The 26,022-nt window shown below is 36.5% G+C and carries 24 protein-coding genes; 14 read left to right on the plus strand and 10 right to left on the minus strand.

All coding sequences use genetic code 11. From position 1 onward, the window contains the following. Positions 1 to 97 precede the first annotated feature (97 nt). From pyrC to QSH13_RS06680, 3 genes are all read left to right on the plus strand, one after another. Positions 98 to 1,150, plus strand: coding sequence for a dihydroorotase (gene pyrC, locus QSH13_RS06670; protein WP_109406701.1), 1,053 nt, complete (start codon positions 98 to 100; stop codon positions 1,148 to 1,150). 211 nt (positions 1,151 to 1,361) lie between these two features. Then, positions 1,362 to 1,616 (plus strand): biofilm formation regulator BssS, encoded by a 255-nt coding sequence (bssS, locus tag QSH13_RS06675; RefSeq protein ID WP_286038963.1) that lies wholly within the window; start codon positions 1,362 to 1,364, stop codon positions 1,614 to 1,616. Positions 1,617 to 1,909: 293 nt separating this feature from the next. Beyond that, complete coding sequence (locus QSH13_RS06680; RefSeq protein WP_109396021.1) at positions 1,910 to 2,512, plus strand: response regulator transcription factor; 603 nt, start codon at positions 1,910 to 1,912, stop codon at positions 2,510 to 2,512. A 269-nt stretch (positions 2,513 to 2,781) separates the two neighbouring features. Here QSH13_RS06680 and ttrA read toward each other — a convergent pair whose 3' ends face one another. From ttrA to ttrB, 3 genes are read right to left on the minus strand one after another with little or no spacing between them, the layout of a single operon-like run. After that, positions 2,782 to 5,862: a tetrathionate reductase subunit TtrA gene (ttrA, locus tag QSH13_RS06685; protein WP_286038964.1), complete on the minus strand. Its 3,081-nt coding sequence runs from the start codon at positions 5,860 to 5,862 to the stop codon at positions 2,782 to 2,784. Then, entirely contained in the window at positions 5,855 to 6,883 is a 1,029-nt protein-coding gene (ttrC, locus tag QSH13_RS06690) for a tetrathionate reductase subunit TtrC (protein WP_286038965.1), read from the minus strand. Before ttrC ends, ttrA begins: the two co-directional genes overlap by 8 nt. Next, positions 6,880 to 7,623, minus strand: coding sequence for a tetrathionate reductase subunit TtrB (gene ttrB / locus QSH13_RS06695; protein ID WP_196544756.1), 744 nt, complete (start codon positions 7,621 to 7,623; stop codon positions 6,880 to 6,882). Before ttrB ends, ttrC begins: the two co-directional genes overlap by 4 nt. Before the next feature lie 177 nt (positions 7,624 to 7,800). On the opposite strand from ttrB, the gene ttrS reads away from it, so the two are divergent. The 7 genes from ttrS to QSH13_RS06730 all read left to right on the plus strand — a co-directional run bounded on the left by ttrS (position 7,801) and on the right by QSH13_RS06730 (position 16,090). Beyond that, positions 7,801 to 9,564 carry a tetrathionate respiration histidine kinase TtrS gene (gene ttrS / locus QSH13_RS06700; RefSeq protein WP_109406703.1) on the plus strand — a complete coding sequence of 588 codons (1,764 nt, stop codon included), beginning with the start codon at positions 7,801 to 7,803 and terminating at the stop codon, positions 9,562 to 9,564. 10 nt (positions 9,565 to 9,574) lie between these two features. Then, the gene (gene ttrR, locus QSH13_RS06705) at positions 9,575 to 10,177 is read left to right on the plus strand and encodes a tetrathionate respiration response regulator TtrR (RefSeq protein ID WP_109406704.1); all 603 of its coding nucleotides are present in this window, start codon (positions 9,575 to 9,577) and stop codon (positions 10,175 to 10,177) included. Positions 10,178 to 10,251: 74 nt separating this feature from the next. Further along, positions 10,252 to 11,193 (plus strand): Kdo(2)-lipid IV(A) acyltransferase, encoded by a 942-nt coding sequence (locus QSH13_RS06710; protein WP_109396027.1) that lies wholly within the window; start codon positions 10,252 to 10,254, stop codon positions 11,191 to 11,193. Positions 11,194 to 11,467: 274 nt separating this feature from the next. Next, on the plus strand, positions 11,468 to 12,676 hold the full coding sequence (gene mdtG / locus QSH13_RS06715; protein ID WP_109396028.1) for a multidrug efflux MFS transporter MdtG: 1,209 nt from the start codon (positions 11,468 to 11,470) through the stop codon (positions 12,674 to 12,676). A gap of 420 nt (positions 12,677 to 13,096) precedes the next feature. Continuing rightward, positions 13,097 to 14,632 carry a peptide MFS transporter gene (locus tag QSH13_RS06720; RefSeq protein ID WP_109396029.1) on the plus strand — a complete coding sequence of 512 codons (1,536 nt, stop codon included), beginning with the start codon at positions 13,097 to 13,099 and terminating at the stop codon, positions 14,630 to 14,632. A gap of 163 nt (positions 14,633 to 14,795) precedes the next feature. After that, entirely contained in the window at positions 14,796 to 15,575 is a 780-nt protein-coding gene (locus QSH13_RS06725) for a PhzF family phenazine biosynthesis protein (protein WP_109396030.1), read from the plus strand. A gap of 104 nt (positions 15,576 to 15,679) precedes the next feature. Continuing rightward, the gene (locus QSH13_RS06730; RefSeq protein WP_006533237.1) at positions 15,680 to 16,090 is read left to right on the plus strand and encodes an acyl-CoA thioesterase; all 411 of its coding nucleotides are present in this window, start codon (positions 15,680 to 15,682) and stop codon (positions 16,088 to 16,090) included. Between the two features lie 231 nt (positions 16,091 to 16,321). Here the strand turns inward: QSH13_RS06730 and QSH13_RS06735 are convergent, their stop codons facing one another. The 3 genes from QSH13_RS06735 to QSH13_RS06745 form a co-directional block, all read right to left on the minus strand. Continuing rightward, positions 16,322 to 16,639, minus strand: coding sequence for a hypothetical protein (locus QSH13_RS06735; protein WP_109396031.1), 318 nt, complete (start codon positions 16,637 to 16,639; stop codon positions 16,322 to 16,324). Between the two features lie 134 nt (positions 16,640 to 16,773). Continuing rightward, positions 16,774 to 18,348, minus strand: a complete 1,575-nt coding sequence (locus QSH13_RS06740) for a YadA-like family protein (protein ID WP_286038966.1) — start codon at positions 18,346 to 18,348, stop codon at positions 16,774 to 16,776. Between the two features lie 386 nt (positions 18,349 to 18,734). Continuing rightward, positions 18,735 to 19,364 (minus strand): CatB-related O-acetyltransferase, encoded by a 630-nt coding sequence (locus QSH13_RS06745; protein WP_109396033.1) that lies wholly within the window; start codon positions 19,362 to 19,364, stop codon positions 18,735 to 18,737. Between the two features lie 37 nt (positions 19,365 to 19,401). Here QSH13_RS06745 and QSH13_RS06750 point away from each other — a divergent pair, with 37 nt between their 5' ends. Next, a complete protein-coding gene (locus QSH13_RS06750) occupies positions 19,402 to 19,563 on the plus strand; it encodes a hypothetical protein (RefSeq protein WP_162556428.1) in 162 nt (53 codons plus the stop codon). 62 nt (positions 19,564 to 19,625) lie between these two features. On the opposite strand, the gene QSH13_RS06755 is transcribed toward QSH13_RS06750, so the two are convergent. Both QSH13_RS06755 and QSH13_RS06760 read right to left on the minus strand, forming a co-directional pair. After that, positions 19,626 to 20,717 carry an NADH:flavin oxidoreductase/NADH oxidase gene (locus tag QSH13_RS06755; RefSeq protein ID WP_109396034.1) on the minus strand — a complete coding sequence of 364 codons (1,092 nt, stop codon included), beginning with the start codon at positions 20,715 to 20,717 and terminating at the stop codon, positions 19,626 to 19,628. A 246-nt stretch (positions 20,718 to 20,963) separates the two neighbouring features. Further along, complete coding sequence (locus QSH13_RS06760) at positions 20,964 to 21,302, minus strand: DUF5713 family protein (protein ID WP_109396035.1); 339 nt, start codon at positions 21,300 to 21,302, stop codon at positions 20,964 to 20,966. A 162-nt stretch (positions 21,303 to 21,464) separates the two neighbouring features. Between QSH13_RS06760 and QSH13_RS06765 the strand changes: the two genes are divergently transcribed. The 3 genes from QSH13_RS06765 (at position 21,465) to QSH13_RS06775 (ending at position 24,954) form a co-directional block, all read left to right on the plus strand. Continuing rightward, entirely contained in the window at positions 21,465 to 22,199 is a 735-nt protein-coding gene (locus QSH13_RS06765) for a hypothetical protein (RefSeq protein WP_109396036.1), read from the plus strand. A 685-nt stretch (positions 22,200 to 22,884) separates the two neighbouring features. Beyond that, positions 22,885 to 23,550 (plus strand): response regulator, encoded by a 666-nt coding sequence (locus tag QSH13_RS06770; RefSeq protein WP_109396037.1) that lies wholly within the window; start codon positions 22,885 to 22,887, stop codon positions 23,548 to 23,550. Further along, positions 23,551 to 24,954 carry an ATP-binding protein gene (locus QSH13_RS06775; RefSeq protein ID WP_109396038.1) on the plus strand — a complete coding sequence of 468 codons (1,404 nt, stop codon included), beginning with the start codon at positions 23,551 to 23,553 and terminating at the stop codon, positions 24,952 to 24,954. It abuts the gene before it with no gap. A gap of 79 nt (positions 24,955 to 25,033) precedes the next feature. Here QSH13_RS06775 and QSH13_RS06780 read toward each other — a convergent pair whose 3' ends face one another. Continuing rightward, positions 25,034 to 25,363 carry an AzlD domain-containing protein gene (locus QSH13_RS06780; RefSeq protein WP_196544193.1) on the minus strand — a complete coding sequence of 110 codons (330 nt, stop codon included), beginning with the start codon at positions 25,361 to 25,363 and terminating at the stop codon, positions 25,034 to 25,036. After that, entirely contained in the window at positions 25,360 to 26,022 is a 663-nt protein-coding gene (locus tag QSH13_RS06785) for an AzlC family ABC transporter permease (RefSeq protein WP_109396040.1), read from the minus strand. Before QSH13_RS06785 ends, QSH13_RS06780 begins: the two co-directional genes overlap by 4 nt.

Raw genomic sequence — 26,022 nt, forward strand, 5'->3', positions numbered from 1 at the left:
TTAATCGTTTTCGTATTAGCATTCATTTCCGGCTTGACTACCTAGTCCAATCCAATCCTTGATCTTTCGATTTTCCTAAGACACACGGAGCCGGTATATGACCACTGCACAACCTATCACCCTCACTATTCACCGTCCAGATGATTGGCATGTTCACTTTCGTGATGATGACATGCTGAAAACTGTTGTTCCTTATACCAGTCGCTATTTTGGCAGAGCTATTGTTATGCCAAACCTTGTTCCACCAGTTACAACGATTGAAGCTGCTCGTTCTTACCGTGATCGCATCAAAGCGGCTATTCCTGCCGGTGATAACTTCGAACCGTTAATGACTTGCTATTTAACAGATAGCACACTGCCTTCAGAAGTCGAACAAGGTTTCTTACAAGGTGTTTTTACTGCTTGTAAACTTTATCCTGCGAATGCAACAACTAACTCAAGTCATGGTGTATCTGATATCACAAAGATTTATCCTATCTTAAGTGTGATGGAAAAAATCGGTATGCCATTGCTGATCCACGGCGAAGTAACCGCTTCAAGCATTGACATTTTTGATAGAGAAGCACGTTTCATTGATAGCGTTATGTCTCCTGTACGCAAGCAATTTCCTGAGCTAAAAATTGTTTTTGAACACATTACAACTAAAGAAGCAGCTCAGTATGTCTTAGAAGGCAATCAATTTCTCGGTGCCACTATTACCCCGCAACATCTGATGTTTAACCGCAATCATATGTTGGTAGGTGGTGTTAAACCTCACCTATATTGCTTACCTATTCTTAAACGCAACGTTCACCAAGAAGCACTAAGAGAGGCTGTTGCATCTGGAAATTCTCGCTTCTTCTTAGGCACAGATTCTGCACCTCACTTACAACATCGTAAAGAATCATCTTGTGGTTGTGCAGGGGTATTTAATGCACCAACTGCGCTGGCAGCCTACGCAACCGTATTTAAAGAACTCAATGCATTACAACATTTTGAAGCTTTCTGTTCTCTAAATGGCCCTCGTTTCTATGGTTTACCTGTTAATGAAGGAACAATCACATTAACTGAAAAAACTGTTGAGGCTCCAGCACAAATCCTTTGTGGTGATGAAGCACTTATTCCTTTCTTAGCAAATGAAAATATTCATTGGGATATCACTGTCGATTAATCCTCGCCCTTGATATTTGTCTAAAATGCACCATATAACATTTGTTCGATTGTTAATGGTGCATTACTCTTTTATCTGAGCCAGCACACGTTTTTTTGTTATAACAAAAATTTATCTTTTTAATCGCGATAAATCTCGTATACTGAAAAGTAACCACTCTATGTGGGCGCTTCTCTCTTAGTCAAAACCGGTTGTATGATTAGGAGGTACTATGAGTAGAAAAAATGAAGTTATTCAGACACATCCTGTTGTAGGCTGGGACATCAGTACCGTTGACATCTACGATGCCATGATGTTGCGTTTACATTATCTTCCTGAAAACGAACATCATCCAGAACATGCAGTTGTAGATAAGACACTTTGGCTCACAACAGACATAGCTAAACAGTTGATTCATATTCTTCAAGCAGGTATTGATAAAATTGAATCATCTGAAGATTCTGTTTCAGTCAACACCAAGCATTAATAAAAAGATCTAGAAAAGATAGCGAACGCAAAGCAGGGGTACTTGGTACTCCTGTTCTCTTTTATCTCTCAACAATCCACTACCACATATTGTTTATATCTATATATAAGCCAGCTCTTACCGTACACAAATAATTAGTTATATTAATAAATCGATTTCTATTTAATAGAAAAATAATCATAACCTTTTTATTCGATATATCTTCAAGAAAAGAACATATAAGCCGAATTGACATAAATTAAGGTTATCTTTATTTTAATAAATTAAAATAGTTACAAACAAGGAAGTTATTTGTGAAAGTATTAATTATTGATGAATGTTTTTTTACTCGTAATGGCATAAAACACTATTTTGCGAAAAGAAATGTAAGACATGAAATAATTGATATATCATCTATACAGGAAGCCAATAATTATATTAATCGCTCAATGCCAGATATTATATTTATTGATCTTACAAGATATTGTCGGGAAGTAGCACATTGCCCTCATTTGCAGCTTTTTTTCCTTTCAACAAAAAACTGTCGGCTTTATCTTTATCTTGATGCAAACTATCCAGATAAAGAAAGGCCTATCTCATTGACAAACAACTGTTTTATCCTTCCCAAAAAGATACTTCCATGGGTACTTGAAAAGACATCGTTGTTCACTTCTCGATGCCAAGTTTTCTTTCCAACTTATAAACATTCATTCTGTTCTATTTTTAGTTTACAAGAACAAAAAATAATTAATTATTGGATGAGTGAAATACCTAATTATCAAATTGCTAAAAAACTATCTATTAGTAGTAGCACAGTATATTCACACAAAAGACATATTACAGAAAAGATTAATGTAAAAAACAGAATTGAATTGTTTTTCATATATAATATTTTAAAATACATATATGAGAAATAATCCTATTGAAATTCAATAAAAAAACAAATAAAAGAAAAAAAGGAGTCCGTTTCCTATTATTACTCACTGTAATTTAGCTGGCTAATATGCGTGTTAGCCAGCTTAAAATTATTATACTATTATGTATGTAGGGTACATATGATATTAAAATAATTAAACTAATATAGTTTTATCTTATAAAAGATAAAGTAAAAATGATTTATTTTGCAATCACTTCACTCTGCTTTTAATAAAGAGTGAAGTGATTATTTACAATACCAGAGTAAAAATTAAGCTATACGTTCAATCTTAGCAGGTAAACCTTGACGAACAGATGCACCAGATACCCAATCTAACCATGTATTCGTGATTTGACGTGTTGGATCGGCAAATCCTAAATCATTAAGGTTAATACCACTCCCAATGCCTTTATCCATTGGCAATGGTTGTTCATCTAAGTAATGCTGACGAGAACCTAATTCGTGATGTCCATATCCATGTTCAATTGCTAAAACTCCCGGCATCACACCATCGAGTAAGCTAATCTCAGCTTCTACTTGTCCACCAGGTGTTACAATACGAACTTTATCACCATGATTAACCCCCCATTTTTTACCATCTTGAGGATTAATTGCGACCAAGTTACTCGGCTTCACCATTCTTAAACGTTGGATCATACCTGTTGAACTGCTCACCACATGAGATTTAAAGGACATTAATTTTAATGGCCACTGCTCTTCAGGATAATGCTGATGAATATCACTACCATCCGATAAACGTGGTGGATAATAAGTCGGGCAACCACTATAACGTTCACCGGTTATTGCATGATGATTTTTCGCAACTTCTTCATTCCAAATCTGTAATGGTTGTTTCCACTGTGGCCCTGTTTCATCACCATTCCATGCTTTTTCATAAGGTGCAAAACGACCGCCTCGTGTATAGATATACGCAACTTGAAGAACTTCTTCATTTTTTAACGTTGAGGTTATCGCTGGTAAAATGCGGTCTACACCACTCAATAAAATATCTTCATTGGTTGCTGGTGCGACAGGTTTCTCACCCATAAATGCCATATTAGCAGCAACGCGTAAATAGTAGTCTTCTGCACTATTGATTGGATAGAAGTTACCCTCCATATCTTCAATTGCTTTATCACCAAAACCGGGCAAATCTAAGGCTTTTGCCACAGCGATACAGAATGTTTCCATTGAAATTGGCTGGCCATCTGCAGTTTTTGCAACACGAGGTTCAATAATCGGCCAACGCGCTGTACTTGCTTTAGTTTGAACACCAGACCAAGGCGCACTAAATCCCCAGCTCTCAAAGTTATGTGTATCAGGAACAATATAATCTGCCAGTGCTGTTGTTTCATTCATAAATGCATCAATACCAATAATCAAAGGCAGATGCTTCGGATCTTTTAAACGCGCTTCCATCACTTGGCGAATACCCGCGATCCCATAAATGGGGTTGGTCATATTCGTTATCCATGCTTTTAATGAATAAGGATAACCTGCTAATGCAGAGCCTAGCTGTTCAGTTAATTGTCCAGCAGCAAACGGATACCAAGGTGCTTTTGCTGGATATGGAGATTCACCTTTTTCTACTCGCTCACGGTACTCATCAGATTTTTCATAAGCTACTTTACTGCGTGATAACACCATACCTTTTGGTTTCACTTTGCCTTTAAAGCTGTCCATTTTGTAACATGGGCCATCAGTCGCGCCATTAAACTTACCACCACCAACAGATACTCCACCTTTAAGGTTTAAGTTACCTATTAGCGCATTAAGCATGATCACGCTCCACGCTGTATAGAAACCATTACCGCCCATCATACCGCCATGAGAGATAACTGCCGCTTTTCGTCCATAAGCAGTAAATTCGCGACCTAATGCAACAATTGTTGTTTCTGGGACTTTACAACGTTCACTATATTCCGCCAGTGTCATACGTTTAGCCGCTTCATCAAGTAATTGGAAACTTGATTTAACCGTAACGGTAGCCCCTGTTTTTAATGTCACAGTATGCGTAGCAAACAGTTGTGCTTTATTAACTTGGGTTGATGGAACTAATTCCCCCTCAAGAGATAAAACTAAGTTTTGCTCTTCCCCTTCTGCAACATCATTAAAATGTGCAGTTGTCAGCATTTGTCCTGATAACGGATGTTTTTCATCACTGATCACAAGGTGAGTCGCATTTGTCCAGCTCTTCTCACCCACATTTTTCATTGAAACTTCGCTTGGCACTGACAGATATTCTGCATTGTAGCGATTGTTTTCAATGATCCAGCGGATCATTCCCATCACTAAAGCCGCATCCGTTCCGGGTTGAACAGGAACCCAATGACCATGATCGTTAGCTAATGTTGTTGTTAAGGGTAAAGCTGGTGCCACAACCACATAATTGAACGAATCACGAATTCGAGCGTTAGCTAACTGACGGCCTTGACGCTTAAATGGATTACCTGATTGTGCCGGTGATGTTCCTAAAAACAGAGCAAATTCAACGTAATCCCAATCAGGCTTAACGTGAGCGTTTTTATTTAAATCGTTCATTAACGCGCCAGAGCCGGCACGGTACGCTAATCCACAATAAGAGCCGTGGGCACCAAAGTTTTTACTACCAAATGAGTTTTGAGCAAAGCGACGAATAAACGTATCGCGGCCATCATCACCCGCATTTGTCATCAATAATTGGTTCGCTTTAGGGCCTAAAGCTGGTTGCTTTGGATCGATTAAAGTATCTAAATCACGAATAGCACGTAAACCATCAACATGCCCTTCACCAAAGAGATCGCCACCTTCAACAACTTCTTGGATCAACTGTTCAAAACTGATACGTTTCCATTTACCTTCACCACGTTTACCCACACGTTTCATCGGCTCAAGAATACGTGTTGGGCTATCAAGGCTTTCCATCATGGTTGCGCCACGAGCACAAGCCGTCGAGCGGTTTTCTAAACCACTTTCCCCACCCATTTTTTCAAATGCTTCTTTAATTGGCATGTTATAGCCAAAATGATGATCATGAGAAAGTGGGTGATAAGGATTACCAGCAATACGTAAAATTTTATTATTTGCTCTATCAACACGGGCACGCACACCGCATTGTGTCCAGCATCCAAAACATTGCGTCATACAAACAGATTGATCTGTATTCGCTTGCCATTTTGCGTCTTTTACAACTTTACCTTCGGGTAATAAAGAGTTCCCGTTGATCCTATCAAGTGTCACTTTGCCTGATGTACCATCAACTAAACCATCTATGGCACGTTTAGCAACATCACGATAACTGGCAGCAAATGCGGCAATACCACCGATAACTAACCCACCTTTAAGCCATTGACGTCTTGTAAACTTAGCCATGCTGCACTCTCCTGACAACCCAACGAATACTTTCTCTAAATAAAATGGTTAACGCTATCCACAATCCAAATGTACCGACAATTGCCATCAGTCCATCATTACCTAGCGTGAACTCATAAGGGTTTGTAATAATGTTATATTTGGGAATATATTGAGCGCCCATCAACATCAACCAGCGTAATACCCACGCCAGTCCCATTGATACAAATGCCATGATGGTAATAAACGCAACTGAACGTGCTTGTTTTGCCATCAAAAGTCCCATCACGACAGAGATACCCCATAGTGCGATAACACCAATGGCACTCCACCAGCCAAGACTTCCCACAGCTAATTGTTCTCTAATTGCCACACCTGAAATCGTATCGCCGGCAACCCAAAAACCCGTACATACGGCTAATAACATCAGTGAACTCACAAACCACATTGCTAATTCACGCTGATGTTCTGGCTCGCGACGTGTTCCTAATGCTAGTAGTGTCGGTAATACTTGCATTGCACTAAAAAACAGCAGGATTGGTAACCAGTAGGTATACAGCACAGGTCTTGCTTTTAAGATAGATGCTTCACGACCTGTATATAACAGCAAACCAATCGCAGTTAATGAGCAAGCCAATGCTACCCAACGAGTTAATTTGTATTCACGCTTCCAAACTAAGCGCACAATCATTGCCACAAAGTAAAGTATGCTAAATGCTGAAAATAATGGCAGTAACAGCGAGCCCCATGCCATCCACGACCATGGTGTTGGGTAAGCATAGAAATGCCATACACGTGCTGTTTGATGTAAATCTGCTGTTAAAGCCAGAGGTGCCGTAATACCAGCTGTTACAGCAATAAACACAGCAACAGCTTCTAAACGTTGATTACCTGCATGACCTTTCCAACACTGCCAGCACGCATAAAGCGTTGCACTACATGCAATACCAATAAAAAAGAAATATTGCACAGCCCAAGGTAACCAAAAATATTCTTGAGGGATCGCGATGACTTCTTGAATTTGAGAAACTTGCGGGATCATGAGTGAACCTCCTGCTGCCATAATGCGGGTTGTCCTTGACCTGCTAACGGTTGTACAAATGCATCATCGAGGCCGAGATAAAAAACTTGTGGTAATGTGCCACTTTCTGGTTTTAATACTTTCAGCTCTTTTTCATGTGTACGTAGCATTTTGCTGATAGTGCTATTAGGATCTTTCATATCGCCGATAATACGAGCACCACCGACACAAGATTCAACGCACGCAGGCAGTAATCCAACTTCAAGGCGGTGTGCGCAGAAAGTGCATTTATCTGCTGTTTGTGTTGAGTGATTAATAAAACGTGCGTCATAAGGACATGCTTGAACACAATAAGCACAACCGACACAACGTTCATTATCGACAACGACAATGCCGTCTTTACGTTGGAAAGTGGCTTGAACAGGGCAAACAGGTACACAAGGCGGTTCATCACAATGGTTACACAATCTAGGCAGTAAGACATTGGTGATCCCTTCTTGCCCCTTGATAGCAACCTGATATTGGTTTACTGTCGTCCTAAATTGTCCTTGAGGAGTCTGATTTTCAATATTACAGCTTACTGTACAGGACTGGCATCCTACACAACGGCGTAAATCAATCAGCATTCCATAACGTTTATCTTCCGAGCCCTCACGACGCTCAGGTGATAATTTAATGCCGGCTTCAGCTAAAGGAACGATTGAAGCACCAGCAGTAAGGACCCCTAATTGTTGTAAAAATTTTCGTTTTCCAAGATCCATATTTGTCTCCAGTATCACTCAATAACACAAGCTCACAATGAGTGAAGGAAATAGAAAGTAAAAAGTATGTGTTTTGTTATAAGAGCATTGTAAAAATTACTGAAGACGGCACCTATTGTGGTTTACCACATACCCCGTGCGAACTTGATCCAAAACAATATTTAACATTAGATATTTATGACGATAAAACAGACAATTGGGATAAAACATGCGGTAACCATCGGGTTATTACTGCTCTTTTTTATACTTCCTTTACAAGCCACAGCAAAAGAGTGGACGATCGGTGTTTTAGCACTACGAGGAGATGCATCAACCCAGAGACATTGGCACCCACTTGTCGATACATTGAATAAACATCTCTCAACAGAAAACTTTGTATTAGTTCCTTTAAATCTTGAAGAAATGAAATTAGCGGTCGCGAAAAAAAACGTTGATTTCTTACTAACAAATCCTGCGCAATTTATTCAATTAGATAATGCGTTTCCATTACGTTGGTTACTCTCATTACACTCCGGCTATGAGCCAGATAACACAACAAGAAATGTTATTGGTAGCCTAATTTTGGTTCGTAACGATAGCCCAATTACTTCTGTTAACGAGCTAATAGGAAAACGTGTTGGAGCTATCGCACCAGATGCGTTTGGTGGATACCTTTTAGGTTATAAAGCGCTACAAGAACAAGGGATTGATCCTGATAAAGATTTCACATTACGTTTCACCGGTTTTCCTGCTGATGCTTTGCTTTACCTTTTACGAGATGAAGATATTAATGCCGCAATTATCCCCGTCTGTTTGTTAGAAAATATGGATAGTGAGGGATTAATAAAAAAAAGTGATTACCGGCCCGTGCTCACCTATCAAACCAACACTCCTTGTTTAACCAGTACACCGCTCTACCCTAATTGGTCATTTGCGGCACTAGATACCGTTCCTGATGAGTTAGTTGATAAAGTCACACGAATTTTACTCACAGATGATAGTAAACCGATGAAATGGGGGGCTCCTGCATCACATACCCAAGTTGAAACACTATTAAGAGAAGTAAATCAACATCCTCGACAAAGACAGCTTTGGCAAGATGCACAGAGTTGGGCAATTCAACACCAATTTATTATTGGTCTGTCATTAGCTGCTATCCTTTTTCTCATCCTAAATCAAGTCTGGGTCAGTTATTTAGTGAGACGCCGTAGTCGCCAATTAGAGCATGCGCACAATCGATTAAGACAGCAAAAAGAAGAATTAGAACACGCTCAACGCTTAAATATATTGGGAGAAATGGCATCAGGGTTTGCTCATGAGCTTAATCAGCCACTTTCTGCTATAAAAAGCTATGCACAAGGAAGCGTTATTCGCCTTAAAAAAGAGAATGAATCGCACCCATTGCTACCTGCATTGCAACAAATAGATAAACAAGCACAACGCGGTGCTGATATCATTAGAAATCTACGTTTATGGGTTGGAAAACAAACACCTAACAGCGATACAATTTCACTTTCTCATCAAAATATTGCGCAATGTATCCAACATATCTGGAAACTTTTACGCGTAGAAGAGAAATACCCACAGGTTTCACTGATCACCCATATTGATGAACATGACACCCTGTATTTACCTGAAACATTATTAGAGCAAATTTTATCGAATCTAATCACTAATAGTCTCCAAGCTGGCGCTAAAGTACTAAAAATTAGCACCCATAAAGCGCCTGATCGGTTGCTTATCGTCATTGAAGATGATGCAGGTGGAATGAGCTACAGCCAACTTGAACAGCCCTTTGCCCCATTCCAAACAACAAAAATGGAAGGTCTCGGACTAGGTTTAGTAATTTGTCAACGTTTATTACTTTCTCAAGGCGCTGATATTCATATTGAAAATCAAAAGAATGAACAAAATAAAATTGGATTAAAAATTACCCTTATTTTCCCTAACAAAAATAAATAACGGAGAAAAAATGCCAACTATTCATCTTGTTGATGATGATCTTGCTGTCACTGATGCTTGTCAGTTTTTATTAGAAAGTTTAGGTTATTCTGCCCATGTCTGGAATGATAGCGAGTTCTTTATCAACAACGTCAATCTTTATCAACAAGGTGTTGTGTTATTAGATATGAGAATGCCAAAACCCGATGGCAGACAAGTTCACCAGCATTTAATTGATAAACACAGTACACTTTCTGTCATTTTTTTAACGGGTCATGGTGATATTCCCATGGCGGTTGAAGAAATTAAAAAGGGTGCGATTGATTTTCTACAAAAACCTGTTGATAGCAATGCGCTACTCACTGCTTTAGACTCAGCTTTTGCTGACACCAAAATACGTTTTACTGCTCATGATATTCGTCGTCGTTATGCTTCATTAACACCAAGAGAAAAAGACATTGCCTATTATGTCATTCAAGGATTAATGAACCGTGAAATTGCAGAAGTGGCTTGTGTTTCCATCAGAACAGTCGAAGTACATCGTGCAAAAGTGATGGATAAAATGGCAGCTAAAAATATTGCTGAGCTAGTTACAGCGCTACAAGGTATCGAAATAGTTTCACCTAATTTATGACAAAATTTCTTATCTGCGCTAAAAAATGTCACAATATAAAATATTCATTGGAAAAAGAGTAAATAGATAGGCTTATGATAAAGTCACCTCCATTTAAAAAATCATTTTTACAGCCTAAATATTGGCTGACTTGGTTTGGGATCGGATTACTTTATATTCTGGTTCTGCTCCCTTATCCTGTTATTTATTGGTTAGGCACGCGTTTAGGGCGTTTTTCAAAAGTTTTTTTAAAAAAACGAGTCCAAATAGCAGAACGTAATCTCGAACTCTGTTTTCCACAAATGCCTAAAAGTGAACGCGAAGCCTTAGTGAATAAAAACTTCGAATCTGTTGGTATGGGATTATTTGAAACAGGTATGGCTTGGTTTTGGCCTGATTGGCGTGTAAAACGCTGGTTTAAAGTCAGTGGCAGAGAGAATATTCAAAAAGTACAAGAAACAGGTCAAGGAATTATTGTTGTTGGGATCCACTTTCTAACTTTAGAATTAGGCGCTCGCATTTTTGGTATGTTAAACCCCGGTATTGGTGTTTATCGTCCAAATGACAATCCAGTTATGGATTGGCTACAGACTTGGGGTCGGTTACGCTCCAATAAATTTATGCTTGATAGAAAAGATCTAAAAGGAATGATCCGCAACCTCAAAGCCGGTGAGATCCTTTGGTATGCCCCAGATCACGACTATGGCCCACGTAAGAGTGTTTTTGTTCCATTATTTGCTGTTGATAAAGCAGCTACAACAACAGGCACCTATATTCTAGCAAAAACGGGAAACCCGGCTTTGATTCCATTTACTCCTAAGCGATTACCAGAAGCCAAAGGGTATGAGTTAATTATTTCACCAGCAGTAGCAGACTTCCCACTTGATAGCGAAGAAAATGCCGCGAATGCAATGAATAAAGTAATAGAGCAAGAAATCTTACGAGCACCTGATCAATATATGTGGTTACATCGTCGCTTTAAAACTCGCCCAGAAGGTGATGCTTCTTTATATAACGAAATAAAGAAAGTACACTAATGATAAAGTGGCTGTTTTATTCACAAACAGCCACTTTATCATATTGCAATACACTGAAATAACAATAATAAAATAAATAACAGCACAAGCTGTAAACTCCTGCAAAACACATTATAAGAGCAAGACCTATCGCACTTATTCTGTATCATGGCTATATTCTTATTCACTATAAAATAAGAAAAAACCAATTCGTTGTTGCCATGCTCAACATCGCTATGGTTATTTTCAGTCTATTTTCTTGGTTTACTCTCTCGTTCTCGGCTAAAGGAGTAACATGGATCTCAAGCCCCGAAATAATTCTTGGAAACGTAATCTCTATATTGTCTGGTTTGGCTGTTTTCTAACGGGTGCCGGTTTTAGCCTGATCATGCCTTTTCTTCCACTCTATGTAGAAGAACTCGGTATCACTGATCACGAAGAGCTTAATCTTTGGACGGGTGTTGCATTTAGTATTACCTTCCTTTTTTCTGCCATTGCAGCGCCTTTTTGGGGGAAATTATCGGATAGAAAAGGTCGCAAATTAATGCTGTTACGTTCAGCCCTGGGTATGGCGATTGTGATGGTATTAATTGGATTTGCTCAAAATATATGGCAATTATTGGTACTACGAGCCTTGCTTGGTATATTAGGTGGCTTTGTTCCGAATGCAAATGCGTTAATTGCAACCCAAGTTCCGGTTAAAAAAAGCGGCTGGGCATTAGGTACACTTTCAACAGGTGCGGTAAGTGGCGCATTAATAGGCCCTTTAATTGGTGGTATGCTTGCCGATCTCTACGGTTTACGACCTGTGTTCTTTATTACTTCCGCTGTCTTATTTATTTGCTTTTTAGTCACCCTCTTTTTCGTAAGTGAAAACTTCACACCCGTTTCTAAAAAAGACGCACTAACCACAAAACAGGTCTTTTCATCACTTAAAAACAAAAGACTCGTTGTATGCCTGTTTTTCACCACAATGATCATTCAAATCGCAACAGGCTCTGTTACGCCTATTTTGACACTTTATATTCGTGAATTAACAGGTTCAGTCAGCAATCTTGCCTTTATCAGTGGTGTTGTCGCCTCCGTACCTGGCATTGCGGCTCTGATCAGCGCACCTCGTTTTGGTAAATTAGGTGACAGAATTGGCCCGGATAAAGTCCTTCTTTTTACCTTAGGGCTCTCTATTTTTATGCTTATTCCAATGGCTCTAGTTAGTAGCTATTGGGAACTTGGCGCACTACGTTTTTTACTTGGTGCAGTCAATGCAGCCATGTTACCTGCGGTACAAACGCTTATTCTCTATAACATTACCCCTACCATTGCAGGTCGGATTTTCAGCTATAACCAAGCATTAAGAGATGTTGGAAATGTTACAGGCCCGTTAATGGGCGCTTTTGTTGCTGCAAGTTATGGATTTAGAGCTGTTTTTTATTTCACCGCTGCCGTTGTCTTTTTTAATCTAATTTATTCTTGGTTAAGCTTTAAAACACCACAAAAAAAGTAGTCAAAAAATCTACAAATCAGATCAGTTAATAGTTTTTTTTCTTCAAAAAATTACACTTTTACATTTAAAGGCTCAATTGTTATTTTTTTTATTCTATTTTTTATAATTAATTGTTTATTAATAATATTTTTACCTCCTATTTGTTAAGGCCTCTAAAATTTTCTTGTCCTCTTTTTTCAAAAAATTGCAAGGTTAACTATTGTAAAATGAGATTTTTATCGACTTTTGCACCAAAAAATGGTTTATAAAGTATTAAATATACTTTTAGTCGCTAAATTATGACAAAAGTATGTTAAAAATATATTAATTAAATGCGGTGTGTATTGATAACAGAATGAAATAATTTTGTTTAACCACTAGCTAATATTTTGTTCTTTTTACTTGCAAACGACCTGTAGAGGTTTTTTTTGGGAATTTAAGATGCAATCTACTCACTCAAAATCTAGCCGAACTTTCTTTGGCCACCCATATCCATTAAGCTCTCTTTTCTTCACCGAAATGTGGGAACGCTTTTCTTTCTATGGTATTCGCCCATTATTAATTCTATTTATGGCGGCAACCGTTTATGAGGGTGGCATGGAAATCCCCAGAGAGCAGGCATCTGCTATTGTGGGTATTTTCGCAGGCGGTGTTTATTTAACGTCGCTACCTGGAGGTTGGTTGGCTGATAACTGGTTAGGTCAGCGACTAGCGGTATGGTATGGCTCTATCTTTATCGCGTTAGGGCACTTATCCATCGCACTTTCAGCGTTTTGGTCACAAGATCTGTTCTTTATCGGTTTATTACTGATTGTATTGGGTACGGGGCTATTTAAAACCTGTGTAACTGTGATGGTAGGAACCTTATATAAAAAGGATGATACTCGCCGTGATGGTGGATTCTCCTTATTTTATATGGGTATTAATATGGGGTCATTTATTGCCCCACTCATCACAGGTTTCTTAGTGCGTGATTATGGCTGGCATTGGGGCTTTGGTATCGGCGGAATTGGTATGCTTGTCGCGTTACTGATTTTCCGCTTTTATGCAGTACCGACCATGCGTCGCTTTGATAGTGAAGTTGGTTTGGATTCAAGTTGGGATCGTCCAACCGTTGTTCGTCGTAATGTCGGTCAATGGATCTTAGCATTGTCTGTTGTTCTTATAGCAATTGTTGGCCTTATTATTTCTGGTGTTATTCCTTTCAACCCAGTTGTTGTGGCTAACTTTATGGTCTATGTGATTTCTGGTAGTGTTATCGCCTATTTTATCTATTTATTCCTATTTGCTGGATTAAGTAGTAGTGACCGTTCTCGCTTATTTGTTTGTTTCCTTTTATTGGTTTCAGCAGCTCTTTTCTGGTCTGCATTCGAACAAAAACCGACATCATTTAACTTATTTGCCAATGACTATACTGACTTAAACTTTATGGGTTTTGAGATCCCAGCAGTTTGGTTCCAGTCTGTTAATGCCCTGTTTATTATTCTTCTTGCCCCTGTATTTAGCTGGTTATGGCCAATGATGGCTCGTAAGAATATGAATTTAAGTAGCATGACTAAGTTTGTGATTGGTATTTTATTTGCAGCTGGTGGCTTTACCGTCATGATGTTTGCATCTGAAAGTGTTATTGCAACAGGACAAGGCGTTTCACCACTTTGGTTAATTGGCAGTATCTTATTACTGACATTAGGTGAATTATGCTTAAGTCCTATAGGTCTTGCCACAATGACTATTTTGGCACCAGCTAAAATGCGTGGTCAGGTTATGGGATTATGGTTCTGTGCAAGCGCATTAGGTAATTTGGCTGCAGGTTTAATGGGGGGAAATATCCGTCCAGACAAACTTGATGTAATGCCTGACTTCTTCTCTCATGTTTCTATTGCGCTGGTTATTTGTGCAGTTGTTCTTGCTGCACTTATTATTCCAGTTCGTAAGCTTTTACAAAGCGCAGATAGCAAAGAGAAAGCACAAGCTTAATTAATGTGTCAATTATTAAAGCCATGTCTAATTTTACTTAGGCATGGCTTTTTGCTTTTACATCCTACAATTTGAACGCTGTGTTTAAGTATTGCACCCGATATTTAAAACACTTAATCTCATTACCTTCTATTTATTGATAGTTTATCACTAAGGTAATGCGATGACTGTTCTTCCTATTTATTATGTTAATGCTTTTTCCTCTCAACCTTTTTCAGGAAACCCTGCAGCTGTTGTTTTGTTAGAAGAATGGTTACCTGATGACACCTTAATTACACTCGCGAGCGAAATAAACTTACCTGAAACCGCTTTTTTAGTTGGCGACCATATTCGGTGGTTTACACCAAAAATTGAAGTTCCTCTTTGTGGACACGCAACATTAGCTACTGCTTTTGTACTAAAAACGATAAAACAGTCCCCTGATGATCTCTTTAAATTCCAATCTCTTTCAGGTGAGCTCACAGTTTCTAGTCAAGGTTCTCTCTTTACACTAAATTTCCCAGCTATACCCGCAACATTAAATAACGATATAAAATCAGTGATTGAAGAAAAATTAGCATTACAAATAGATGAAATTTGGCAAGCGCATGATCGTTATGTTTGCTTTTTATCTGATCCTGAAACTGTCATTAACTACCAACCTGATTTCTCTCAAATTGCACAATTGCCTTTACCCGGCGTAATTATCACAGCTAAAGGCCACTCTCCTTTTGACTTTATCTCTCGCTTCTTTGCCCCCGTAAAAGGCGTAAATGAAGATCCTGTTACAGGCACATCACATTGTGTATTAGCACCCATTTGGAGTAATAAACTCAATAAAAAACAGTTACAAGCAAGGCAAGTTTCAAAACGAGGTGGAAATATCGACTGTGCACTAAAAAATAATCGTGTTTTACTGGCAGGAGAGGCGGTACTCTTTTTAACTGGTGAAATAACCTTTTAATTATGAGCGGGATAATCAGCCATTCATCTACTTTGCTTTCAATTTACTCTATTTTATACTGTGGGCAATTTCTCCCTACAGTATAAAAAGAAGGCTTTATTGTTATGTCCATCTCTGACTTATCTCCTGAATTACAAGATAAAATTAAAAATTCAATCACACGCGTATCTAAAGTCATATTCCCTACTACAACAAATCACCACTCAACACTCTTTGGTGGCACAGCATTAGCTTGGATGGATGAGGTTTCATTTATTACCGCCACCCGTTTTAGCCGGAAACGCCTAGTGACGGTTTCAACTGAAAAAATAAATTTTAATCACCCTATTCCATCGGGAACGATTATTGAATTAGTAGGTGAAGTTATTCGTGTTGGACGTACAAGTTTGACGGTAAATGTTTCTATTTTTCTTGAGGATATGTATGCAGAAGGTCGTGAAGAAGTGATCCATGGTCAGTTTAATTTTGTTGCGGTTGATCATGACGGAAAACCAACACCATTATTCGATAAATAATATCTTATAGAGAGATTTATTATACTTTTTATCTTTCTTAATTCAAAACTGCACTATTTTATTAAGTTTGTTATTATTTTTTAATAATAACAAAGTATTAAGAACATTAATTTAGATGGATATTTTTCAATCAAAACAAAATAACCAATAAAATCAATAGATAATAAGATTACTAACATGTAAGGCAAGAGTTATCCACAGTTAATGTGGATAACTGAATAAATCCAAAAATCAAAGAACACAGATTTTTGTTACTACAAATTCAATCTGACACAGAGTCAGTTTCCGTCCTACTATTGCACTTTCAGCAATAACAATATCCGTTGATTGTGAATACAATCGTCCCACTTCCAACGCTAATTCAATAGTGGGTTCAATCAGTAATATCACCCCGACATCTTCAATATCAACAGGAAAATCGGCAAAAGTGCTAAGCTGTGCCACTTGTTTTATCTTATTTTTAGCAATTTCTTGCGCTTTTTCCGTTGCAACTTGATTAACTCTTACTTGTTTTTCAAAAACACCACCACCAGAATGAAGATAGATCATAATTTACTCATTATAGAAAACAAAGGCTGTTATCTTTATTATTCAAATCAAATGTATAAAAGCCAGTAGATAAATAAAAAAGAAACAGCCTTATCCCTATTTTTTCATTCTAATGAACACAATACAAAAGTGCTTTACCAACCATAAGAAACACCGCCACCGACAACGCCACGATCTTCAGTATTCCATGAAGCAGAAACTCGGATAATGGCACTTTCTGTTATTTGATACTGAGCACCTGTTGCCAATGCATTCGCATCGCGATAATTACCCACTCCCACACCTAAACTAAATGTGTGATTAGTTACGTAAGGAATATTAGCCATCGCAGCGACAGAAGCAATGCCCGCACTTGCTCTTTTATCTGCCTTATCAATTTTATTATCCATATTCTTAAGCGCAATATCATTATCAAGAAAGATATTCTTAAATTTATTATTGGTGTATTCATTTGCAATAGAGATAGAGTCATTTTTTGATTTTTCGATATATTCCTTCAACGATTCATCTCTTTCATTTATTAGTGAGTTAGTCACATAAATATACTCATTTCCTTTTTGGGTAACATAATTTTGATGCTCTTTGGTTAATTTCTCATTATTTTTTCCAATCAAACTTTCCATACCGGATGTTATTTTTCTGATCTCAATATCTGTATAACTATTAGCATTTTTTTCTGATGCATTAACCTGTCGAGTTGTTGAAAAAGTAATTTCATCTTTAATATTATTAACATGTTTAACTATTTTTTTATCATGCTCATTCACTTTAAAGTCCGTGTATTCCTTACTCTTATTTTCAGATTCAACAACTCTAGTGTTTATATTTTTTTCTATTCCTTCTTTCATATTATTAACTTTGTTATCAGTATATTGATTTGATTTTTTTTCTGTACTTTCAGCAAATTCTTTAGCCTTTAATTCACTTTCTTTTAAGACTGTTTCATTTGCTTTTGTAATATCGCCTTGTATTACTTTATTATTTTCATTTATCTGTTGAGTTGTTACTTTAATAACTGTATTTTTTTCTTGCTCTATTTTATTGTAAATAGAGGTATTATTGTCATTAATACGCTCATCTGTCTCAATAAGGATATTATCTTTTTCTTTCCTTAACTGAGAAACATTAACTGCATCAGTATCTTCTGTACCAGCTGCTACATTAATAATTTGTCGCTGATTTTTATCACTGCCAATTGATAATGTATTATTGCGATTATTACTACTTTTATCGCCTAATATAATTGCATTACTTGCAGATCCTGAAGACTTACTACCAATAATAACTGAATTATCCGCTTTATCAGAAAGGCGACTACCGCTCCCTAAAATAACACCATTTTCAGCATTATTTATTGCCCCTTTCCCTATACTAATTGAATCTTTATTTTCACTATAAGCTTCTGTTCCAATAGAAAGAGAACCTTCGCCGATAGCCATAGCACCACTTCCCAACGATATCGCATTATCACCAATAGCTGTACTTTTATGACCTATTGCAGTTGCATTTTCACCCTCGGCTCCTGCATTAGCACCAATTGCTGTTGATTGATCAGAATGTGCCCACGTATTATATCCAACTGCCGTAGATTCATTACCATCAGCTTTACTATTCCCCCCTAATAAGGTTGTATTATTTGCATAAGATAAAGGTGATGATAATAATGAAACCACTAATAGTTTTATCTTAAAATCTTTATTTTTAATCATATCTACATCACTCCATAGTTAATAAACTCATATATAGAGTAATATGTATTTTATTTTTTACACGTTATATGACTTATGAAATAAACTAATAATGAATTGAAACTCTATTAATTAAAGATAATAACATCAAAATACAATTAACTTTATTATAAATAAAAACCATTACTTAATTTATATTTAAATAATAATCAATAACTAAAGAACATTGATAGAAAAAGGAAATGAAAGTTAAATAACCCCATTCATTATTTATAAAAAATAAAATATTTCTATTTTTGAGACAATGATCAAATAAAGAATATCTCTAATCTATAAATAACAATGCTATTTATTAAAAGAAATACTAAGTAGAACCCCTAAACTTATTTATGCTTAGGGGGGTAGTATTATTCAATAAATTGTGCTTCTGCAATTAATAATTTATCAATTGATGATTGACATAAAAGAGGTCTAAGTGTTTCAAATTTCTTTTCTGACCATTGGTAAATATTTAAAGATAAAAGTTGCTCAATAATCTTGGGTTCAAAACGATATTTAAGGTGTCGTGCAGGTATCCCTCCCACAATGCTATAAGGTTCAACATTTTTGGAAACAACACTATTAGCTGCAATAATAGCCCCTTCTCCAACCGTCACACCTGGCATTATCATTGCACGCATTCCTATCCATACACCATCATGAATATGAGTATCCCCTTTACCAATATAGGCTTCCTCAAGCTTATCCATAAAAGGATAAAGTGAGAACCAATCCATACGGTGAGTATGATTTCCACCCATTAATATAACCGCCTGTGCTCCAATACAGACATAATCACCAATATATAATTTATCAATTTCCCACAATGGCTCCCATTGCAGGCTAACTTCATCACCATAAAGATAACGAACAACAGAAGTTTCAAAACCATCATCCCAGCAATCACTGTAATAACTGTGTTGCCCTTTAATGATAATGTTTTTATTTTTAACTGTTTCGTGCAGATATTCTACGCGCGACCAATGTTTATTTTTCATGATATGACTCGCAATAAATTTAATGAGTCATCAAAGAATGCTTAAATTCTCTGATGATGTGTTCGCATTCAAAACACATCGTCTTAAGCAATCCTTGGTTGAAGCAATAAGTTCTTCTTTTTCATCTTGTTTACGACCAATTTATACCACGCAATACGCTATGCTTGCAGTTTATCCATATCATCATAAAGGTTATTAAAGAAAAAGCCACGGATCGCCTTAATAGTATCCCTCTAGTTATTCCCCCGTGGCTTGATATCACTATTTAAAAAAGTCTTTACTACCATGAGGTGCACAACGTAAATATTGAGGAGCAACGTTGATGGTTTGTTTGAGTTTTTCCGCCGCATGCCAAGGCCAACGAGGATCATAAAGAATACCTCGGCCTAAAGCGATAAAGTCAGCCTGCTCTGTAAGTAAAATCGCTTCAGCTTGTTCTGGCTCGGTAATTAAACCAACAGTAATAACAGGTAGCTGCGTTTCATTATAAATTGCTTGAGCAAATGGCACTTGGTAATTAGGTCCTAGTTTTATTTCTTGTTTTTCTGATAACCCGCCAGAAGAAACATGAATATAATGGCAACCTAATTCTTCAAGATGTTGTGTTAACGCAATAGCACTTTCTAAATCCCAGCCACCTTCAACCCAATCTGTTGCAGAAATTCTGACACCCACACAAACATTATCAGAAACTGCATTTTTTACAGCGATAAAGACATCCACTAATAATCGACTACGATTATTGAAATCGCCACCGTATTGATCTGTTCTGTGATTTGATAATGGAGATAAGAATTCATGCAATAAATATCCATGTGCACCGTGGATCTCAATAACATCAAAGCCTGCTGATTCAGCTCTTTTAGCTGCATCAACAAAAGCTTGTTTTATTTCTTCAATTTCATCAATATCCAAGGCATGAGGCTGATGATTATTTCCAAAAGGAATTTCTGAAGGTGCAACTTTTTGCCATCCATTAGGAGAATCTGGCGCTAATGATGCTCCACCATTCCAAGGTAAATCAGTCGATGCTTTACGTCCTGCATGTGCAATCTGTATACCCATTTTTGCAGGTGAATATTGCTTAATATTATCAACAAGTTTTTTTAATTCACTGCCATGTTGATCAGACCAAATACCTAAATCTTTATAACTAATACGACCTCTAGGCTCAACTGCTGTCGCTTCAACAATTACTAACGATGCACCAGACAGTGCTAGTTGCCCATAGTGTATAGTGTGCCATGCTGTCGGGTAACCTTCTTGTGCTGAATATTGGCACATAGGTGCAACGATAATGCGGTTGTCTAACTGATGGGGGCCTAATTTTTTAGGAGAGAACAACAAGCTCATTTAAAGCCTCCTGCTACCAATAAGAATTTATGCAAAGAAAAATATCTTCACACTTGTATATACCATTTAACTATACAAGTTTAAGGCTATCGGATCTTATACATTTAGGCGATGGTTTACTTCACATTGTGAAAAACAAAAAGATCAGCATCAATTACTGATCTTTTTGTTAATTAATCATTAGATTTGACAGGTTGCACCAATAAGTAAAAATGAGAAAACACAATATGGTTCTCTCGCCTTTTCCTACCAATCTCTTGTTGCAATTAATTCTTCTATATCAGCATTTTCAAACCCATATTCATCCGCGATGAAGCCAAAATCTTCAGCAATACACTCTCTTGCTACTGTTTCAATTTCGCTCTCTTCTTCATAGAATTCTTCTGCTAATTCATTAAATTGATCTGTTGTTTCTTGCGTTAAAATATAAAGTTCTGACAAATTTTTAGGTGAAGTGGCTTCTATTTTTACACAAAGCGCTTTTAATAAATCTTGCCCTTTCTTTACAAGGTGTGTGGGGTAATAATTATCATTGTCCATTTCTTTTAAAAAAGAATGCGTGGCGAGTACTTTATTTTTAATCATGAATAACATCCTTATCTAAGTATTTATCTTAAGGTCATTAAAGTGCACTTATTATCTTAATTACAGAAAAGTATATTACGTTTCTTAATTAAATGTCTCGCTTTTATTTCTATGAATTTATAGAATTCTGCCCAGCAAATAGAAAATAGGCAATGAATTAAAATGACTAAAAAAATACGATTTATCTTTCTTTTTTTGACTATTGCACTACTCTCTTTTATGATCATTTTAAAATATTTAGAAAGCTCACCTTTAGCAACATGGCATTTCTATGGTAATAACGGTGAATATGTTACAGGTCATTACTACCCACCAGCAGAAGATAATGCAACAGATACCGTGATATCCATTCCAGAAAAACCAACTAAAGAAGGTTTAACAATCACGCATTGGGATAATTGTAACATTGATCTGAATATCGATAATAAAACGCTTTCTATTTCTTATTTTAATAATGGCCTTATCCAAGCTTCATTATCAACAAAAGATACATCTGATATTACATTAACTGAGCTGTATTTTTATCAACCTGATGATATGCATTGGTCGATAAATCGATTAAAGGATGGAACATACAAGGGTTGGATTTGGGATAATGTTGCAAATCAGCTTATTTCCGTCCGTTATCAGGAAGATAAAACAACAATTATTGACGGCACAAAATATACATTAATGCCAGAAAGTTATTGGTTATTTCAACATTGGGCTAATGGTATGTTAGTGGAAGAGTACACATTAGATGATTTACCAGCAAAAGATGGCTTTATCCCTGATATAGATAAACAAAGACTGGCTCACGCAAAAGCAGAACTTCAAACTACGGTAAATGAATTAGTGGTGCCATTAAATTTACCATTTAACTTAATGTTGTGGGATAACTCACTTTGTAAGTTATAACATCATGTGAAATGCTCCCAGAGGGTTGGGAGCATTCCTGACACAGAATGATTTAATTTATACTAAATAACACCATCTAATTTCATATAAATTCCTTTTATTAAAAATTAAATTCCTTTCAAGTAGTTAAGGTTTACTGCAAGAGTATAGATGAATAAAGTAAACAATTTAAATCTAATAAAAATGTTGCACAACAGGGATATATTAAAACATCTATTTACTTTCAATAAAAGAATAAGACATCAATTTAATATTTATATTACTCAATGAAATCAATATTTTATATTTAGATTATTTTAAAAGTAAAACCTTATTTATTGAATATCGATTTATAATAGACTTCACTTTTAAATCTAAAGTAATTTAAACAAAGTATTTAAGTTACTTTAGCATAATAGAGCGAGATATTTATTATTCACATTAAGTTTATTACACAAATTCTATCTAAAATAAATCTTTAAAATTAACATTAAATGCCTTAACGCGATAAACATGAAATAAGTAGCATACTTATCTCAATCTGTTCCTAAAAACTCCAGTCATTTATTTTTAGTAAAACATATTAAATAAAAATTTATCTTACATTAAGAGTTCATTAATCAAACCTTACTTTGTATTTTATTATATTGCTCAATTTTTATTTGGCTCTTATACTTTCTTAAGACAATTTTAGATAGGTATTATCATGAATATTTTATTGGTTGAAGACGATTTACAACTCGGAAAAGCACTTTGTCGCGGGCTTGAAATTGCGGGTTTTCAGCCATGTTGGGTCAGATTGCTTGCAGATGCTCGTGTTCAATTAAGTCAGCGTCCTTTTGATTTAATGCTATTAGATTTAGGCCTACCTGATGGTGAAGGGCAAGATGAACTAATTTCACTTAGAAAAAATGGCGAAAAAATTCCGATTATCATTTTAACTGCCCGCACTCAAATTGATAATTTAGTACAAACATTAGATTCAGGTGCAGATGATTTCTTACCAAAGCCTTTTGCTATGCCAGAACTGATTTCTCGCGTAAAAGCGGTTAGTCGTAGAATGGCCGGTTTTTCTTCACAAATATGGTCTATTGGCAATTTACAACTTAATCCAGCAAACCATCAAGTCACTTTAAATGACGAATTGCTTTTATTATCTGGTAAAGAATATCAACTATTATATGAATTAATGCGTAATACTGACAATGTGGTGCGTAAATCAGAGTTGGAACAACGTTTATTTGGTTTAGACGATAAAATTGAAAGCAATTCCCTTGAAGTGCATATGCATAATTTACGGAGAAAAATAGGCAAAGAACGTATTATCACGGTTCGTGGCGTAGGTTATTTATTAAAAAAAGAAACTAATTAAATGAAGATCCGCTCCTTCTTTATTTACACCATAGTCCTTCAGATTATCTCCATAGTTATGCTTTGGGGCGTTTGGTTAGCTTGGATACAATTTGATTATCTTGCCGAGTTCGAAAAAGTTTATAACAAACAGCAAGAAATTATTGCCAAGGGTTTTGCTAATACCTTAGAGATTGTGGCTGACCAACCTGAAGTTATCAAAGAAGTCGCTCATAATTTACAAGGCATGTATATCGATGCCATGCTTAATGGTGAAGATGATGAACTACAATATCTACCATGGTTTATTGCCTTAGATGAAAATAATACGCTGATTTATACTAATCGTCCTGAGTTGCCTATCCCTACAAGAGTACTCTCATTAGCATCAGAAAAAGTGTCTGTCGCTGGTGAAAAGTGGATACTCTCTTTTAGTTGGGGAGAAAAACATAAAATAAAAGTCTTTATTGGTGAATCCGTTGAAGACAGAGGCCATGTTATTGGTAACCCTGTTGAAGGCACCTTTATTCCTTTCTTATTTATTCTCGCAACTGTTATTTTTGCAATCTTAATTACCGCTTATTTTAGTTTACGCCCTTTAAGACAAGCTGCTGAACTTATTTCTAATCGCAAACCGCGTAATTTAACACCAATTAATGTAAGCCAGCAATTTAAAGAAATTCGCCCTATCTTTAAAGAACTAAACCAATTAATGGCCAGAATTGATGCGGCCAATATTCGTGAAAAACAATTTATGGCAGATGCAGCTCATGAGTTAAGAACACCAATAGCTGCAGTTATTGCTCAATTACACCTACTCTCCTTAGTCGATGATCAGCAAGAGCGAGAAGAAATTATTGATGATATGAAACAATCTCTTGATAGAGCTGCGGCTCTTTCTCATCAATTAATTGATTTGGCTCGATTAGAATGTGACAACTTCCCATTAAAAATAGAATCTCTTGATATCTATAACGTCATTGGAAATGCAATAGCACAACGCGTTCCTTATGCGATTTCTAAAAATATTGAATTATCACTTAATGAAGGGCACGCTTTAACGCTGAAAACCGATAAACAAGCATTACTCTCTATATTTAATAATCTACTTGATAATGCCATAAAATATTGCCCTAAAGGTAGCCAAGTGGAGGTTACTATTGAGAATAAATACGCAGAAGGTATTCATGTTATCGTGCGTGATAATGGCCCAGGTGTCGCAAAAGAGCATATCAATGCTCTATTTTCACGTTTTTATCGCGTTCCTGGCTCTAACGAAACAGGTAGCGGATTAGGTCTATCTATTGCACAAAATCTCGCTAATAAAATTCAAGCATCATTAATTATTACTGAAGGGCTAAATAATAAAGGGATTGGTTTTATTATTGTTCTACCTTTAGAAGTGAAATCATCAGATAGTGATTAATAGATAAATTAATAATATTCCAGAGTACAGGAGGTCATTATACCTCCTTTTTATTACCGTGATGAGGCACTAACGGACGTCATACCCAAAGATTAATTAACCAACGTAGGCCTGCTGTTACTATTGCTGCACTAAGCACAATTATAATAAAAGGCTTTTTCTGCCAAGTAAGTACACCCGCTACACCAACACCAATAATTTTTGAAATATCAGCAAGTTGGCCACCATCAAAAAATGTCGATGTCATCGCTACCGAAAACAGAATAACAATTGCCGATAATGAGAGGATCTCTTTAACTCTCTCTGATACCTCCGCTTTATTATTGAGTAATATTCCCGAAAGACGCATAGTGTATGTACCAACAGCAAGAATAATAATTCCTGTAATAATTGAAGCGGTAGACATTATACTTTCCTTATCACAAACAATACGCCTAATAACGATAACAAGACGGGGATCCCAGCAGGGAGGAATAATGTGGTTGCAAGTGCAATAATGCCTCCTATTATTGCAGCATGACGTGTTAGCTTATTTTTTAATGCAGGTAAACTTAATGCGAGAATGATCGCCGGAAACATCGCATCCAACCCTAGCATCTTTATATCTACAATAAATGACCCCAAGTAAACACCAATCATGGTTCCTAAAGGCCAAACAAATAAAATCCCTAATCCACAAGCCCAAAACGCTAATTTATTTTGTTCAGCAGTACGTTGAGATAAACCAAATACAACACTCTCATCATTTAATATATGAAAACCTAATAATGATTTAAGTCCCTTTCCGGGTAAATCCTTTACTGCTAGACTAAAAGGAATATGTCGTGCGTTAACCATTAATCCGGCAAGAGCTGCATATATTGCACTTCCTCCCATCGCTACAACACCAATAAAAAGAAATTCAGAAGCTCCCGCTAAAACAAAAATGGATAACACCAACGGCACCCAAAAATCAAAGCCTTGGGTATGAGCTAAAGCGCCATAAGAGATACCGACAATACCATCAGCTAATGAAACAAGCACAATATCTCTAAGTACGTTATTATCAAGACGACTGTTAATTTGCAT

Origin of the sequence: Proteus faecis (genome assembly GCF_030286765.1) — a bacterium.
In the GTDB taxonomy this organism is placed as follows: domain Bacteria; phylum Pseudomonadota; class Gammaproteobacteria; order Enterobacterales; family Enterobacteriaceae; genus Proteus; species Proteus faecis.

What these genes read in the sequence shown, in the direction of transcription:
- pyrC (WP_109406701.1), top strand. Translation starts at nt 98, where the DNA reads ATGACCACTGCACAACCTATCACCCTCACTATTCACCGTCCAGATGAT.
- bssS (WP_286038963.1), top strand. Translation starts at nt 1,362, where the DNA reads ATGAGTAGAAAAAATGAAGTTATTCAGACACATCCTGTTGTAGGCTGG.
- ttrA (WP_286038964.1), bottom strand. Translation starts at nt 5,862, where the DNA reads ATGGCTAAGTTTACAAGACGTCAATGGCTTAAAGGTGGGTTAGTTATC.
- ttrC (WP_286038965.1), bottom strand. Translation starts at nt 6,883, where the DNA reads ATGATCCCGCAAGTTTCTCAAATTCAAGAAGTCATCGCGATCCCTCAA.
- ttrB (WP_196544756.1), bottom strand. Translation starts at nt 7,623, where the DNA reads ATGGATCTTGGAAAACGAAAATTTTTACAACAATTAGGGGTCCTTACT.
- ttrS (WP_109406703.1), top strand. Translation starts at nt 7,801, where the DNA reads ATGACGATAAAACAGACAATTGGGATAAAACATGCGGTAACCATCGGG.
- ttrR (WP_109406704.1), top strand. Translation starts at nt 9,575, where the DNA reads ATGCCAACTATTCATCTTGTTGATGATGATCTTGCTGTCACTGATGCT.
- QSH13_RS06710 (WP_109396027.1), top strand. Translation starts at nt 10,252, where the DNA reads ATGATAAAGTCACCTCCATTTAAAAAATCATTTTTACAGCCTAAATAT.
- mdtG (WP_109396028.1), top strand. Translation starts at nt 11,468, where the DNA reads ATGGATCTCAAGCCCCGAAATAATTCTTGGAAACGTAATCTCTATATT.
- QSH13_RS06720 (WP_109396029.1), top strand. Translation starts at nt 13,097, where the DNA reads ATGCAATCTACTCACTCAAAATCTAGCCGAACTTTCTTTGGCCACCCA.
- QSH13_RS06725 (WP_109396030.1), top strand. Translation starts at nt 14,796, where the DNA reads ATGACTGTTCTTCCTATTTATTATGTTAATGCTTTTTCCTCTCAACCT.
- QSH13_RS06730 (WP_006533237.1), top strand. Translation starts at nt 15,680, where the DNA reads ATGTCCATCTCTGACTTATCTCCTGAATTACAAGATAAAATTAAAAAT.
- QSH13_RS06735 (WP_109396031.1), bottom strand. Translation starts at nt 16,639, where the DNA reads ATGATCTATCTTCATTCTGGTGGTGGTGTTTTTGAAAAACAAGTAAGA.
- QSH13_RS06740 (WP_286038966.1), bottom strand. Translation starts at nt 18,348, where the DNA reads ATGATTAAAAATAAAGATTTTAAGATAAAACTATTAGTGGTTTCATTA.
- QSH13_RS06745 (WP_109396033.1), bottom strand. Translation starts at nt 19,364, where the DNA reads ATGAAAAATAAACATTGGTCGCGCGTAGAATATCTGCACGAAACAGTT.
- QSH13_RS06750 (WP_162556428.1), top strand. Translation starts at nt 19,402, where the DNA reads ATGCTTAAATTCTCTGATGATGTGTTCGCATTCAAAACACATCGTCTT.
- QSH13_RS06755 (WP_109396034.1), bottom strand. Translation starts at nt 20,717, where the DNA reads ATGAGCTTGTTGTTCTCTCCTAAAAAATTAGGCCCCCATCAGTTAGAC.
- QSH13_RS06760 (WP_109396035.1), bottom strand. Translation starts at nt 21,302, where the DNA reads ATGATTAAAAATAAAGTACTCGCCACGCATTCTTTTTTAAAAGAAATG.
- QSH13_RS06765 (WP_109396036.1), top strand. Translation starts at nt 21,465, where the DNA reads ATGACTAAAAAAATACGATTTATCTTTCTTTTTTTGACTATTGCACTA.
- QSH13_RS06770 (WP_109396037.1), top strand. Translation starts at nt 22,885, where the DNA reads ATGAATATTTTATTGGTTGAAGACGATTTACAACTCGGAAAAGCACTT.
- QSH13_RS06775 (WP_109396038.1), top strand. Translation starts at nt 23,551, where the DNA reads ATGAAGATCCGCTCCTTCTTTATTTACACCATAGTCCTTCAGATTATC.
- QSH13_RS06785 (WP_109396040.1), bottom strand. Translation starts at nt 26,022, where the DNA reads ATGCAAATTAACAGTCGTCTTGATAATAACGTACTTAGAGATATTGTG.